The organism is Acinetobacter sp. neg1, from assembly GCF_000788125.1.
GTDB lineage: Bacteria > Pseudomonadota > Gammaproteobacteria > Pseudomonadales > Moraxellaceae > Acinetobacter > Acinetobacter vivianii.
In genome coordinates this window covers 1160219-1175497 of record NZ_JSZD01000006.1, presented here as the reverse complement: position 1 = coordinate 1175497, position 15279 = coordinate 1160219, and the positions used below count along the sequence as shown (strand labels likewise).

Below are 15279 nucleotides of genomic sequence, written 5' to 3'. Positions count from 1 at the left end.
GGATATATTAGGTCGGTCTTCATTTTATTCATCCATAAATATGTACCTAAATTACTTGAAATATCTTGGGGCTGCTAAAAATAAAGGTTGTTTTGTTTTTGTCTTTATTGCATGCCTTCATCCATTAGAAAGTTATGCTGAGACCCATGTAGAACAGCCACAAAGCAAGGCAACATCGGATAAAGTGGTGCGTGTAGCAGTCACAGGTTCACGTATTTCCAAAGCTCAAAAAGATGGCCCGACCAGTGTAACCGTGATTACTGCAGCGGATATCGAAAAGCAGGGCTTTAGCAATGCCTTTGATGCATTAAATAACCTGACCCAAAATACCGGCTTTGTGCAAGGAGCTGACTATGGCAATACCTTTACGCCTGCCGCCAATGCAATTAGTTTACGAGGTTTAGGACCGAATCATACTCTGACCTTAATCAATGGACATCGGGTGGCTGATTATCCTGTGCCATATGATGGCGCTGTGAATTTTGTCAATTTAGCCAATATCCCAACTGCAATTATTGATCGAATCGAAATATTAAACGGTGGTGCTTCCGCGATATATGGTTCAGATGCGATTGCGGGTGTGGTGAATATTATTCTGAAAAAGAAAACCGATGGAACCCAATTTAATATCAAGGCGGGTGGAACCAAAGAAGGCGGCGAGAACCTACGTTTACAACTGAGTGGTAGTAAAACACTGGATAAGTTAAATCTGGTGTATGGACTTGAGCTGAGTGGTCGTGAACCGATTTGGGCAGCTGATCGTGACTTTATGACGAGCCGAACACGTTTGGGGGAAAAGCCAGACACGATCGTTGGGCGTAAAAATGCCAAGACAGGACAATATCTCTCAATCGGTGGTTGTGATGCATTTGATGGCTTATTTAAAGGATCAGTCCAGAATATAGGAAAAACAGGTGCAGATAACTGTGCCAGTGGATTAGCACGACCGACCTATTGGACGGTTCAAACCAAGAATCGCAGCCAAAATGGCTATCTCGGTTTGGATTATGAGCTGAATGAAAAAACACAATTATTCGCAGATGTTTTGATTGGTGCCAATCAAATTGAAAATAATACTCGTGGCCCGATATGGACATCCTTAGGTGCAAGTAGCGGCTATTTTCTTAATCAAGACACAGGAAATTATGAAATCTGGACACGACGTTTTGCGCCAGAAGAATTAGGGGATGTTGAGCAAGCCAATAAAAAATGGAAAGAGCTCTCTACAAATTTAAATTTTGGTATTCGTGGTGATATTGGGGACAGCAGCTGGCGTTATGAAGCTGCCTATAATGGCTCGATTTATACCAGTCAATTACGCAAACAAGGTCTGGTACGCTCGAATGTTGATGCATATTTCTTGGGCCAGCAACTGGGGATAGATCAGGATGGCATTCCGATTTATTCACCGAATCTGGATCGTTTAAGTCGACCACTGACGGTAAGTGAATTTAGAACGATTTCGGGCACGACAGAAGAAAAAGATAAGTCTTGGGCACAGAGCTTAACTTTAAGTGCCAATGGTGATGTTTTTGAACTTCCTGCAGGAACGACCAAGCTGGCTGCTGTGGCAGAAATTGGGCGTCAAGGTTTTAAAATCAAACCAGATAAGGCGGTAGAAAATGGTGACTTCTATAATGCGACTTCTAGTGGTGAATATGGTGGGGCGCGTACACGCCAAGCACTGGGTACGGAATTATTCTTACCGCTAGCAAAGCCATTAAATTTAACGCTGTCTGGACGTTATGACCGTTATGCTTTGTCAGATAACAGTATTGATAAATTCACGTTTGGTTCAGGACTTGAGTTTAGGCCACATCCAACCTTATTGGTTCGAGGTAACTACGCGACCAGTTTCCGCGCACCAGATATGAATTATCTGTTTTTAAATAAACAAAAAGGTTATTTCCCAAGTACCACCGATTATTTACGTTGCAGTCAGACTGGACAAGCTTTAGATAAATGTAGCTTTAAAGATTATTCACCGGGAGCAAACTACACCTTAACGGGCAACAAGGATTTAAAGCCTGAAGAAGGTAAATCTTATGGTGCAGGTTTTGTTTGGTCACCAAGTAATAAGTTTGATATTTCCGTCGATTATTGGGATATCAAAATTGATAATCTGGTAACCAATTTAAGTGAAGATAAAATTTTACGTTTGGAAGCAGATTGTCGTTTGGGTGCACAAGATATCAACTCCGCACAATGTATGGATGCGTTGGCACGTGTAGAACGGAATCCTGCAAATGCAGTGGTTGATCCAAATGTGATTAAGAATATTAATATTGTGCCGATCAATGCCGCTTCAGATCATACTCGCGGGATTGATTTCACCAGCAAATGGCGCTGGAAAACAGAAAATCTGGGTAATTTCCTGTGGACGGTGAATTATAGCCGCGTGCTTGAACGTGAATATCAACAATCTAAAGACGGCGAGAAAGATAATTATCTTAAAGACTTAACCATTCCAGATTGGAGAGATCGTTTCAATACCAGCCTCAGTTGGAATCGAGGTGATTGGGCATCGACCGTGCTGGTGAATCGCTATGGCAAGATTCCAAACGGGAATCAAACGGCTTACTTAAGCCCAACCTATTTGGTCAATTGGAGTGGAACCTATCAAATTTCGCCAAAAGCCTCTGCATCAATCATTGTGAATAACCTGTTTGACAAAGTGAAACGCGATGACACAGGCGGATGGCCATATTATCCAGTAGGATCATATTCACCATTCGGCCGTCAGGGCTGGCTGGAGTTTAATTATAAATTCTAACAATGATGTGTGGATGCAGCGAAGTGGTACACCATTTGCTGCGTCTTTTTATTTTAAAAACTACAGAGGACAGATCTCCTATGTTGGTCAAACCTTCATTAAAAAAACGATTGCTACTTACGACATTAATTTCTTTATCCGCAACACAGATTTCTGCGTCAAATAGCAAAGAACAAATTCCAATTGGAAAATTACCTGAATGGGTTGTGCCTGAATCTTATGATTTAGACTTTAAAATTGATCCTGCACAAAAAGGGTATACGGGCAAAACCGCCATTCATTTAAAACTCACCCAAGCGACCGACCATCTATGGATTCATGGCAAATCCTTGTCGGTAAAAGAGGCGAGTATTAGCTCCGTAAATGGGCAGAAAACCAAAGCCAAATATGAGCAAGCTTCAGAAGTTGATGGCGTGAGTGTGATTAAATTTGCCAAGACCTTAGCTGCTGGACAATATCGTTTAGTACTGGATTTTAATGCAGATTATGATCAGCAACTTGATGGTATTTATAAAATAGAGTTTGAAGGTAAACCTTATGTCATGACTCAAATGGAAGCCATTAGTGCCCGTCAATCATTTCCATCTTTCGATGAACCACGTTTTAAAACGCCGTTTAATATTCGTCTGACCATTCCAGAGAAATATTCAGGTTTTGCCAATACCAATCAGACATCGGAGCAGACCGATCAGTCAGGTTGGAAGACTTTAAGTTTTGCACAGACTAAACCATTACCGACTTATTTACTTGCGCTGGCAGTTGGACCTTGGCAATTACAGAAAGGGCCAGATATTGCTGCAACACAATGGCGCAAAGATGCCATTCAACTGCGCGGGATTGCACCAGATGGTAAGGCTGAAAAAATGCAGCATGCTTTATTGGAGACCCCTACAATTTTAAAAACACTAGAAGATTATTTTGCTTTTGGCTATCCCTTCGACAAATTAGACTTACTTGCTGCGCCTGACTTTGCTGCGGGTGCAATGGAAAACCCTGGGTTGATTACCTTTAGAGATTATTTGATGCTGCTAGACAAAGACTCACCTGTGTCATTTGTACAGGGCTCATTTAATGTCAATGCACATGAGTTGGCGCATCAATGGTTTGGCGATGTGGTAACGATGCCGTGGTGGGATGACTTATGGTTGAATGAATCTTTTGCCACTTGGATGCAAAGTAAAATCACCCAACAATTGCACCCTGAATTCAATGCTGATCTGGAACGAGTCGTAGATACAGCAGGTGCAATGAAAAGCGATAGCTTGGTCAGTGTACGCCGTATCCGCCAGCCAATTTTAAGTAATGCCGATATTCAAACTGCTTTTGATGGTATTACCTATCAAAAAGGCGCGGCTGTTTTAAATATGTTTGAAAGTTATTTAGGTGAGGAAAAGTTCAAACAAGGTGTACGGAATTATATTAACAAGCACCAATATGGTAGTGCCACCGCCAATGATTTAATCAGTTCTCTTGCAGAACAGTCTGGTCAGGCTGAGCGTTTTAGCAAAGCGGTAAAAAGTTTTATTGATCAACCGGGCGTACCTTTGCTAAATACCTCATTGCAGCAACAAGGTAATAAAGTCTTTTTAAATGTGAAACAAACTCGCTATTTACCAGTCGGTTCAAAAGGGGATGCAAATAGCCTTTGGGGCGTACCATTATGTGTACGCTACGAAGTTCCAAATGCTGCAAGCAAAGTTCAATGTGAACTGGTTGACCGAGCTGAAGCCAAAATTGAGCTCAAAGGCGCAAGTATTAACAGTTGGTATATTCCAAATGCAGATGCAGCAGGCTATTACCAATTTAGTTTACCCGAACAAGAACTTGCTCGTCTGACAGCAGCAACAGCAAAACTCTCTAATACTGAACAATTGGCCTATGCTTATGCGATTTCGGCAGCATTTAATCATGGTGATATTAACTTGTTGGCGGTGGTGGATGTTGCGAAGAAGTTTGCTCACTCGAATAGTCGCCAAATCAGTACTGCATTATTTCAGCAGCTTAGCGTGATACAACGTCATGTATTGAAAACAGACGCTGAACGTGAGCATTTGAGAAAGGTTCTGGCGAATTTATACTTACCAAAACTGAATCAGTTGGGTTATACCAGTAAAGCAGGTGAATCTGCTGAGGATAGTTTATGGCGTAGTGAGTTGGCGCAGTTCCTTGCACTGGATATTCAGGTACCAGAAGTTCGTCAAAAACTCTTAAAGCAATCGGATGCTTTATTTGAACAGAAGCAACTGAACTTTGCCCAGCTCACGCCAGAATTATTACCCACGATTCTGGCAGTACGGGTTCAAGAAAAAGGGCAGCCTGTATTTGATCGTTTAGTGGGAGAATTACAACGGATCACTCAGCCGACACAACGTCTGGCAATTCTATCTGCTTTAGGCTCAGCCAATCAGGCAGACACACGTCAGCAGGCACGCCAGCTCGTTCTTGATCCGCGTGTGAAGGTGGGGGAAGTACGTACGGTGATCAATGCCATCAATAACTATAGCGGTGAGCAAGGTGGATTGTGGTCATGGTTTAAAGTAAATCATGATGCAGTATTTGAGCGTTTAGGGAAGTCTTCTGCGGGACGTTTCCCAGCATTGTTTAGTGGCGCTGCATGTACCCAACAGGAAGCGACACAGTTGAATAATTTCTTTGCACCGAGAACCAAAGAACTGGTTGGGGTCGAACGCGGCTTAAATCAAACCAGAGAACGGATCCAACTGTGTGAATCTTTAGTTGCAAAACAGGATGGCTCCATCGTGCAACAATTGAAGTTGTAATTTACTAGCCATAAAAAAAGCCAACATTGTTGTTGGCTTTTTTTATTTCAATACGATTTAAGCATCATTATCGGGTTGAGGGTCTCTTACTCCCAATAATTGACTGGTTGCTGTACCTGCGGTCATTGAACCATTTACATTTAATGCGGTACGTCCCATATCAATCAAAGGTTCGATTGAAATCAGTAAAGCCACTAAAGTAATTGGTAAGCCCATCGCAGGGAGCACGATTAAGGCAGCGAAAGTCGCACCACCACCTACACCAGCAACACCGATTGAACTGAGTGTGACGATGACAACCAGTTGCGCAATCCATAACGGATCCAGCGGGTTGATACCAACGGTTGGGGCAACCATGACAGCAAGCATTGCAGGATATAAACCTGCACAACCATTTTGACCAATCGTCGCACCAAATGAAGCCGAAAAGCTGGCAATCCCTTCAGGTACACCTAATTGCTTGGTTTGTGCTTCAATATTCAGTGGAATACTGGCTGCACTTGAGCGACTAATAAAAGCAAAGCTCAGGACTGGGAAGACTTTCTTGAAAAAGTCGACTGGATTGATGCGTACAAACACTAAAATCAAGGCATGGACTAGGAACATAATCGCAAGGCCGAGATATGAAGCAACAAGGAATTCGCCCAATTTTACGATATCGGCAAGATTGGCTGTTGCGACCATTTTAGCCATTAAGGCCAGCACACCATAAGGTGTAAATTGCATTACCAAACGAACCAGACTAATGACGAGCGCTTGTAATGCTTCAATACCATGCTTGATTCTTTCGCCATTTACATGATCTTTATCCATCAGCTTTAAAGCTGCAACACCTAAAAATGCAGCGAAAATCACCACGCTGATAATGGCAGTAGGACGAATACCTGTTAAATCAGCAAATGGATTTTGAGGAAGTAGAGAAAGCAGAAGTTTTGGTATATCTAGATCGGTGACTTGCCCAATATATTGACTTTGAATCGCAGCTAAACGAGCAGCTTCTTGGGTACCTTGTACCAGACCTTCGGCGGTTAAACCAAATAAGTTAGTCACAGTGGCACCCACCAGCGCGGCAATTGCCGTGGTTGCTAACAGGATGCCAATCACTAAGACACTGATTTTTCCAAGCGACGTTGTCTGATGTAATTTCACTACGGCACTGACGATTGAAACGAAAATCAGCGGCATGATCACCATTTGTAATAGCTGGATATAGCCATTACCCACAAGGTTGAACCATGCGACAGAGTGTTCAATAATCTGACCATCGTCATATATGGTTTTAAGTGCCAGACCGTAGATGATACCCACCACCATACCGATCAGAACTTTCTTTGAAAGGCTCCAATCTTTTCGGTAGGAAAAGAACAATCCTGCCATAAGCAGGACAAAAACAATAATATTCAATAAAACCAAGATATTCACTATAGGTTGTCCTGATTGATATTTCAGGGAGTGCTAAAAATAATGGCGTAGATTCTACCATCCAGCAGCCCTGAAACTTAATCATTCCTATGACTATAGTTAATCTAAAAAAGTAAAAAGGGCGCTGTTCAATCCGAAATCCTATCGCACGTTTACTTTTTCTATTCTGTGAAAAGTGGATTAATTATTGAAAAAGAATGATTTGTTTTAAAGTAATAGATCGTCTTTTAATTTTAAAGCTTAAAAAATAATCAGTTTGTATGAGTTGTATATTGTTTTTATATGTTCAAAATAAAAACAGCCTATTGGATGGCAACAGGCTGTTTTAATACTGAAATTAAAAAGTCAGTTTTGGTTTAAGCATAAAGCTCTAGGAAGTTTTTAAAAATTTGATGCCCATGCTCACTCAAAATTGATTCAGGGTGAAACTGAACACCTTCAACTGGAAGGGTTTTATGTTTAACACCCATAATTTCCTCGATCGTGCCATCAGCCTGATTGGTCCAGCAGGTCAGTTCCAGACATTCTGGTAACGTTTCTTGCTCAATCACCAGTGAATGATAACGTGTCGCTGCAAATGGAGAAGGGAGATTGCTAAAAATCCCTTTATCTGTGTGATGCATATCGGATAAGCGACCGTGCATTACGGTTTTCGCACGAATAATATTTCCACCGAATGCCTGTCCAATTGCTTGATGACCTAAGCACACGCCCAATAAAGGAATTTTTCCTGCAAAGTGATTGATCGCTGGAATAGAAATTCCCGCTTCACTTGGAGAACATGGCCCCGGTCCAATCACTAAATATTTTGGCTGCCATCGTTCAATATCCTCTAATGAGACTTGGTCATTGCGAACTACTTTTACTTCCTGATTCAACTCGCCAAAATACTGGACGATGTTGTAGGTAAAAGAGTCGTAATTGTCGATCATTAGAAGCATTTTATATTCAACCTATTGAATTTAAATGATATTTTTTGTTGATGCGGTTTTGGTACTCAATTTGATACTCAATATTGGTAAAGTACATATAAAATAAAGCCACCTCAATAGGTGGCTAATATAACAAAAAATGAAGTGACCAGTTTAACTATTTCATTCATTACACATTTGCAGAAAAAAAGCTCTAACGGATATCCAAGTACTTTGAAAATAGGGATGAAAACCATCAAGGCAGAATAGGCTTTTCTTTAGAAATAAAAAAGGATTCTGCCTCAGTCATGGAAGAAGATTAAATCTTACGGGTGTTATAAATCAGCCAGTCTAAAACCTCTCCAGAGAGATGTTCGGCCAGTCTTTCTTGAACGATTTGATGGTAGTGATTTAACCAGTCTTTCTCTTCATTGCTTAGCATATCAACAACGATGCAATCTAAATATATTGGGCAAAGTGTGAGTGTTTCAAACTCCAGAAATTCACCGTAGGTTTTTTCAAAACCAGCGTGGAGCTGGCTTGCAACCAGATTTTCAATGCGAATACCGTATTTACCTTCATGATATAGCCCGGGTTCATTGGAGATAATCATTCCCTCACGCAATTTGCTATAGGCATGTATCGGCGCGTAATAAGAAAGTACTTGCGGCCCTTCGTGAACGTTAAGCGCAAAACCTACGCCGTGACCTGTGCCATGACGGTAATCTAAACCCTGTTGCCATAAAGTATGACGACAAATTGAATCGAGTAAAGGTGCAGCTAAACCTTCTGGGTAAATGGTTTTTGCCAAAGCAATATGACATTTTAAAACCAGCGTATAGTCACATTTTTGTTGTTGTGTCGGCGTCCCAACGGGAACAACACGAGTAATATCCGTTGTTCCATCTACGTACTGTCCGCCAGAGTCAATCAGTAATAAACCATCACCTTCGATCAATGAATAGTGTTCTTGAGTAGCACGGTAGTGGGGTAATGCACCATTGGCATTAAAGCCAGCAATCGTTGAAAAACTTGGGCCTATAAAACCATCTTGCTGAGCTCGAAAGGCAGTAATTTTCTCATCAATGGTCAGTTCTGAAATGTTCTCTTGATGATGAAGTGCTTGTTCTAGCCAGTGGAAGAAATGACAAAGGGCAACACCATCTTTAAGCATGGCATGACGAATATGCGCAATTTCACTTTCATGCTTGCGTGATTTAAAAAGTGTACTTGGGTTGATGTCGTATACAACCTGAATATCGTTTGCGATAGCTTGTTGGTGATCAATCGATACTTTGGCTGGATCTAACAGTACAGACGCATCAGAAATATTCGCTAAAAATCTAGCGGTATCCTGATAGTTACGAATCTCAATACCATCAGCTTTGAACGCCTCTTGTGTGGTGAGGTCTACCTTATTGCGATCAACAAATAAAACAGCTTGTTGTGGACTGATATATAGGTGTGAAAGGAATACAGGGTTGTACTCTACATCTTGACCACGTGCATTTAACACCCATGCAATATCATCTAAAGATGAAATGAAATGGCCTTCAATTGCCTTACTGTTTAAAGTTTCCCGTATTGCCTGAATTTTTTCTTTACGTGATAAAGCATTTAACCCTTCAGGCATTAAATGGATATTTTTTGAAGGAAGTTCTGGACGATTAGACCAGATTAGGCCGATTAAATCTTGCTGTATTTCAAGTTTAAAGTCATGTTGTTTTGCCGTCTTTTCCAATGCCTTAAACTGCTGGATTGAAAGCGTTTGTCCATTAACTGAAATGACCGAGCCAGACTGTAGATTGTTCTCAAGCCAGACGAGATGTGTCGAAGATTCATCACTGGTCAATTTTTGTAATTGGAAGCCAGTTCCAACGAGTTGTTGTTCGGCTTGTACCCAATAACGCCCATCAGCCCAGAGCCCTGCAAAGTTTTGGGTCACAACCAAGGTACCGACAGAGCCACTAAAACCGCTTAACCATTGCCTTGCTTTCCAATAGTCTGGTAAATACTCTGACATATGTGGATCTGCACTCATGACAACCAAAGCATCAACGTTTTGATGGGTCATGAGTTCACGAAGTTTCGCTAGTTTTTCTGGAACAGTTAAGTCGTTCATATCGTTTCCAAATCAGGTTGAACTTTGCTGGTGCTTTTGCCCATTAATTTGTTCATTGGTTTCTTTAATAAAAATAACACGATTGCGCCAATAACTAAGGCCAATACGCAGCGCATAAATAGGGTGGGTAAATTTTCGATAGCATCTGCCGCGACTTGCCCACCAATCAAACCTGCCATGAGGTTGCCTAAAGCTGAACCTGTGAACCATAGTCCCATAATTTGTCCACGAATGACATCTGGAGCAAGTTTAGTCATGGTCGATAAACCAATCGGGCTTAGGCACAGCTCTCCCAAAGTAAGCAGCAATAAAGCACCGACTAACCACAATGGTGAAACCAAACCATCGCTAATGGCAAAATGGCTAGCCAGAGACATCAGTAAAAATCCGCTTGCTGCCAGTAAAAGTGCAATAATAAATTTTGAGATATAACTAGGGTCTTTGTTCGATTTGCCTAGTCTTGCCCATAGCCATGCAGCAATTGGAGCAAAAATAATAATAAAGAGGGCGTTAATAGACTGGAACCATACGGTTGGAATCTCAAAACCTAAAACATTGCGGTTGGTATAATCCTGAGCAAATAAATTAAATGAAGTTGGCTTTTGCTCAAAAGCGGACCAAAAAAGGGCAGAAGTGATCAATAGAACAAAACAAATGATAATTTTAAATTTGTCATTTTGATCTAAATTAAGGAAAAGCAGTAAATACGCAAAATAGGCAATAATTCCTATACCAATTCCTACAGTTAAATAGGTCGCGACAGCAACAGGGTTGATGTGAATGATGCCAAAGAACGTTAATGCAATAACCACTGTAAGTGCGAATAAGAAGCTAAATACAATTTTGGGTGCATTTTTATTTTCTACGACAGGTTTGCTACAGCTGTTGGTTTCTTGACGTAACTTGTTAAAATTTTCCAGTTGGGGAATTGCCATAAAACGGAAAATTAATAAAGCAATGAGCATCCCAAGGCCACCAATACCAAAGCCTAAATGCCAGCCATGATCTCTTACCAAAAGCCCAGTAATGAGCGGGGCAATAAATGACCCCATATTAATTCCCATATAGAAAATGGAAAAGCCTGCATCACGTCTTGCGTCTTGGGCTTTATATAAAGTTCCAACAATCACCGAAATACATGTTTTAAATAGTCCAGAACCTAAAACAATAAGTACTAAACCAAAATAAAAGAAAGACTGATCAAAAACAGGCGTAAGCGCAATTGAGAGATGACCTAAGGCAATAATAAGAGAGCCATACCAGACAGCACGTGCTTGACCTAACCAATTATCTGCAATCCATCCACCAAAAACGGTCATTAGATACATGGAACCTGCAAACAATCCCACAATCGCTGCGGCAGTGGGCCGATCAAGTCCCAGACCGCCGTCATTGACCATGGCAATCATATAAAGGATCAGTAAAGGCCGGATACCATAATAGGAAAATCTTTCCCAAAGCTCGGTGAAAAAAAGCGTTTGTAAAGGCTTAGGATGGCCAAAAAAAGCTTTATCCGACCGTTCAAAGTCATATTTCATTAATCAAATCCTTGAATGATTTTAAGTTTTTATAAACATAACTTTGAGTTTGTTTATTAATAATAAAAATTTATGTATACGATTTTTAGTTTTTTTTAATTGTAAAAGCAAGTTTGGCCTGTATAAAAAAAGTGAATGAAAAAGAACATGAATAGTAAAATTTGTTTTTCGTTCGATAATAACAAGTCTACGCGAATGGATTTGAGTCGTTGATTACTCAGCTGTTAAATCGTTCACCTAATAAGAAAAATTCATAAAATGAAAAAATATTAATTGGATTTTAAATAAAGAATATCGCCTATGGATGAATAGGTTAAGCAACAAATTTTAGTTGTTGAAATAAACCAAAACATTCATTGAACAAAAGGCTGTAAAAGATGCGATTATTTTTCGTGTTATCCGATAAGAATCTCAGCATTCTATATAAGAAAGTATTATGATCATGAACGATTGTTTGAAATTGATGCAGTGTGTTATATCAGTGCAACAATTTTGCACCAAATTGGGGCGATAGTGAGCTATTTAAATATGCCATAATTTGAAAATGTGTGAATATGGTGCATTTACACAAGCAAACAGTATAATGAGTTCAAGACAAGGAGCCTAAATCATGATTACTTATAAGTAATTCAATGTTTTAGGTATGCTTTAAAATTGTTGGTATGATAATTGCTAATTATACATCAACACCTAACACGCACTTAACAAGTGCATAAAAATTTCATTGGAGCAAATGAGCATGGCGAACAAGGTCCTTCAACTCATCAAAGAAAGTGGCGCAAAATGGGTCGATTTTCGCTTTACTGATACTAAGGGTAAAGAACAGCACGTAACTTACCCAGCTGATACCATTGATGAAGATACATTCGAAGACGGTAAAATGTTTGATGGTTCTTCAATTGCTGGCTGGAAAGGCATTGAAGCATCTGACATGATCTTACGTCCAGATGCTGAAACTGGTTTCCTTGACCCGTTCTTTGCTGAACCGACTGTTGTTGTGACTTGTGACGTTATCGAGCCATCAACTGGGCAAGGTTACGAGCGTGACCCACGTTCAATTGCTCGTCGTGCTGAAGAATACTTAAAATCTACAGGTATCGGTGATACTGCATTCTTTGGTCCAGAACCAGAATTCTTCGTTTTCGACGAAGTGAAATGGGACATCGACATGTCTGGCGCGCGCCACACATTGATCGCTGAAGAAGCGGCTTGGTCGACTGGTAAAGACTATGAAGCTGGTAACTCTGGTCACCGTCCACGTGTGAAAGGTGGTTACTTCCCAGTTCCTCCTGTTGATTCTTCACAAGATATGCGTGCTGACATGTGTGCAAAAATCGAAGACATCATGGGCCCAGGTCGTGTAGAAGTACATCACCACGAAGTTGCATCTTGCCAATTAGAAATTGGTGTAAGCTTCAACACTTTAGTTCGTAAAGCGGACGAAGTACAACAGTTCAAATATGCAGTTTGGAACGTTGCTCACCAATATGCAAAAACAGCAACCTTTATGCCTAAACCAATGGTAGGCGATAACGGTTCTGGTATGCACGTTCATATGTCAATCTCTAAAGATGGCAAGAACTTGTTTGCTGGTGACGAATATGCTGGTTTATCAGAAATGGCATTGTTCTTCATTGGTGGTGTGATCAAGCATGCTCGTGCATTGAATGCAATTACAAACCCTTCTACAAACTCGTATAAGCGTTTGGTTCCACATTTTGAAGCGCCAATTATGCTTGCTTACTCAGCACGTAACCGTTCTGCTTCGATCCGTATTCCTTACGTTTCTAGCCCGAAAGGCAAGCGTATTGAAGCACGTTTCCCAGATCCAATGATGAACCCGTACTTAGGTTTCGCGGCATTGTTGATGGCTGGTCTTGATGGTATCCAAAACAAGATCCACCCAGGTGAAGCTGCTGATAAAAACTTATATGATCTTCCTCCAGAAGAAGAAGCAAAAATCCCAACAGTTGCTCACAGCTTGGATATGGCACTTGAAGCACTTCAAAATGACCATGAGTTCCTGTTAAAAGGTGGCGTGTTCACTAAAGAAATGCTTGATGCATATATCGAACTTAAAACTGAAGATGTACGTCGTCTTAACACGACGACTCACCCAGTTGAATTTGATATGTACTACAGCCTGTAATACATCCCTGATTCAGAAAAGCTCGCTTCGGCGAGCTTTTTTTATGTTTTTGATTCGGTTGAAAGTCATACTCTTTTTTGAAAAAAAATCATGTACACTAATCGCGATGTTTTTAGTGAGCCAAGCATGCGAAATTTACGACCAAACAGAATAAAAGGAAAAGAGCTTCCTGCAGTATTAAAAAAATGGTTGTACGCATCAGGGTCATTGACCCAACAGTTAACTGATTTAGGACAAGGTCAGTTTCATGTTGAACGCCTTAAAGAACATTATCAGCGCCTGACTTTGAATGACAGCCAGTGGATGAAAATGCCAGCACAGCATGTGGCATGGGTCCGAGAAACCAATCTTTATGGCAGCGAAGAACAGGCCTGGGTAAAAGCAAAAAGTATTTTTCCAATTTTAAGCTTGCAAAAAAAGGCGAGATTATTTCAGCATATTGGTAATAAACCGATTGGCTGGTTTCTGTTTCAGAGAACCAGTCCAGCTTGCGAGAGACGCGTCATTTATCTTGAAGAGGGATGGACACGTCAGAGTTGCTATACTTGGCATGGTTGTAAGTTTATTGTGCAGGAAACGTTTTTACCTGCATTTGAACAGTTTATTCAACAGCATTGACGCCTAAGGATTATCATGGAAACAGTGCAACACACGACTTGGCGACAACGTTTAGAAGCCTATTATTACCTTTGTCGTTTTGATAAGCCGATTGGCACAGAATTAGTATTTTGGCCAACCATGTGGGCGTTATGGATTGCATCCAAAGGAATTCCAGATCTCAAAATTCTGTTTATTATGATTTTGGGTGTTATTTTTATGCGTGCAGCTGGGTGTGCGATTAATGATTTTGCTGACCGTAAAGTAGATGCGCATGTTGAGCGAACCAAAACACGTCCTTTAGCAACAGGAATTATTCGTGCTAGAGAAGCTGTTTTTGTGTTTCTGGCCTTGGTGTTAGCAAGTGCTGCCTTGTTATTTTTTCTGCCGATTGAATCATTTTACTGGTCTTTTGGGGCATTGTTCTTAGCGTTTATTTATCCTTTTATGAAGCGCTATACCAATTTACCGCAAGTATTTTTAGGTGCAGCATTCTCGTGGTCAATTCCAATGGCGTATACGGCTGTTGGGCAAACGCCTGATTTAACCTGCTGGCTGCTTTATTTTGGTAATTTGGCGTGGACAGTGGCCTACGATACCCAATATGCAATTACAGATCGTGAATATGATCTAAAAATTGGGGTGAAATCGACTGCTATTTTATTTGGTCGTTATGATATCCAGATAATTGGTCTGCTTCAGGTAATGAGCCTGATCTTGATCGGCAGTGCCTTGTATCTGGAAAATCTTTTGTTGCCTTTTGGCTTGATTGCATTGTGCGTGGTCGCGGCTGATTTTATTTATCAGGCGATAAGAACCAAAGACCGAGATCCACAGATCTGTTTTTGGGCATTCCGTCACAATCGCTGGGTAGGGATGATTATTTTCATCGGAATTTTTTTAGAATTAATAGCTTAATCTGACTATCTAGTTGAAAAGTGTCCTATGCAGGGCACTTTTTTTATGCCTTAATAAGGTGGCATGTAG

At 40.7% G+C, this 15279-nt stretch carries 8 protein-coding genes and 1 pseudogene; 5 read left to right on the top strand and 4 right to left on the bottom strand.

Annotated elements, in window-relative coordinates; genetic code table 11:
* Positions 1 to 40: 40 nt before the first annotated feature.
* Both PJ15_RS06510 and PJ15_RS06505 read left to right on the top strand, forming a co-directional pair.
* Positions 41 to 2773 carry a TonB-dependent receptor gene (locus tag PJ15_RS06510; protein ID WP_047429051.1) on the top strand — a complete coding sequence of 911 codons (2733 nt, stop codon included), beginning with the start codon at positions 41 to 43 and terminating at the stop codon, positions 2771 to 2773.
* A 7-nt stretch (positions 2774 to 2780) separates the two neighbouring features.
* Positions 2781 to 5553 (top strand): annotated as a pseudogene (locus tag PJ15_RS06505) (M1 family metallopeptidase).
* A 57-nt stretch (positions 5554 to 5610) separates the two neighbouring features.
* Here the strand turns inward: PJ15_RS06505 and PJ15_RS06500 are convergent.
* The 4 genes from PJ15_RS06500 to PJ15_RS06485 form a co-directional block, all read right to left on the bottom strand.
* Positions 5611 to 6975 carry an L-cystine transporter gene (locus tag PJ15_RS06500; protein WP_047429047.1) on the bottom strand — a complete coding sequence of 455 codons (1365 nt, stop codon included), beginning with the start codon at positions 6973 to 6975 and terminating at the stop codon, positions 5611 to 5613.
* A gap of 356 nt (positions 6976 to 7331) precedes the next feature.
* Entirely contained in the window at positions 7332 to 7916 is a 585-nt protein-coding gene (locus PJ15_RS06495; protein ID WP_004773708.1) for an anthranilate synthase component II, read from the bottom strand.
* Between the two features lie 289 nt (positions 7917 to 8205).
* Positions 8206 to 10008, bottom strand: coding sequence for an aminopeptidase P family protein (locus tag PJ15_RS06490; RefSeq protein WP_047429045.1), 1803 nt, complete (start codon positions 10006 to 10008; stop codon positions 8206 to 8208).
* Complete coding sequence (locus PJ15_RS06485) at positions 10005 to 11546, bottom strand: peptide MFS transporter (protein ID WP_047429043.1); 1542 nt, start codon at positions 11544 to 11546, stop codon at positions 10005 to 10007. Before PJ15_RS06485 ends, PJ15_RS06490 begins: the two co-directional genes overlap by 4 nt.
* Before the next feature lie 733 nt (positions 11547 to 12279).
* Between PJ15_RS06485 and glnA the strand changes: the two genes are divergently transcribed.
* From glnA to ubiA, 3 genes are all read left to right on the top strand, one after another.
* Positions 12280 to 13695, top strand: coding sequence for a type I glutamate--ammonia ligase (glnA, locus tag PJ15_RS06480; RefSeq protein WP_171067993.1), 1416 nt, complete (start codon positions 12280 to 12282; stop codon positions 13693 to 13695).
* Positions 13696 to 13821: 126 nt separating this feature from the next.
* A complete protein-coding gene (locus PJ15_RS06475) occupies positions 13822 to 14313 on the top strand; it encodes a chorismate--pyruvate lyase family protein (RefSeq protein WP_047429205.1) in 492 nt (163 codons plus the stop codon).
* 15 nt (positions 14314 to 14328) lie between these two features.
* A complete protein-coding gene (gene ubiA / locus PJ15_RS06470; RefSeq protein ID WP_047429041.1) occupies positions 14329 to 15210 on the top strand; it encodes a 4-hydroxybenzoate octaprenyltransferase in 882 nt (293 codons plus the stop codon).
* Positions 15211 to 15279: the final 69 nt, after the last annotated feature.

Coding starts and splice junctions, on each gene's coding strand:
- PJ15_RS06510 (WP_047429051.1), top strand. CDS start 41: ATGTACCTAAATTACTTGAAATATCTTGGGGCTGCTAAAAATAAAGGT.
- PJ15_RS06495 (WP_004773708.1), bottom strand. CDS start 7,916: ATGCTTCTAATGATCGACAATTACGACTCTTTTACCTACAACATCGTC.
- PJ15_RS06490 (WP_047429045.1), bottom strand. CDS start 10,008: ATGAACGACTTAACTGTTCCAGAAAAACTAGCGAAACTTCGTGAACTC.
- PJ15_RS06485 (WP_047429043.1), bottom strand. CDS start 11,546: ATGAAATATGACTTTGAACGGTCGGATAAAGCTTTTTTTGGCCATCCT.
- glnA (WP_171067993.1), top strand. CDS start 12,280: ATGAGCATGGCGAACAAGGTCCTTCAACTCATCAAAGAAAGTGGCGCA.
- PJ15_RS06475 (WP_047429205.1), top strand. CDS start 13,822: ATGCGAAATTTACGACCAAACAGAATAAAAGGAAAAGAGCTTCCTGCA.
- ubiA (WP_047429041.1), top strand. CDS start 14,329: ATGGAAACAGTGCAACACACGACTTGGCGACAACGTTTAGAAGCCTAT.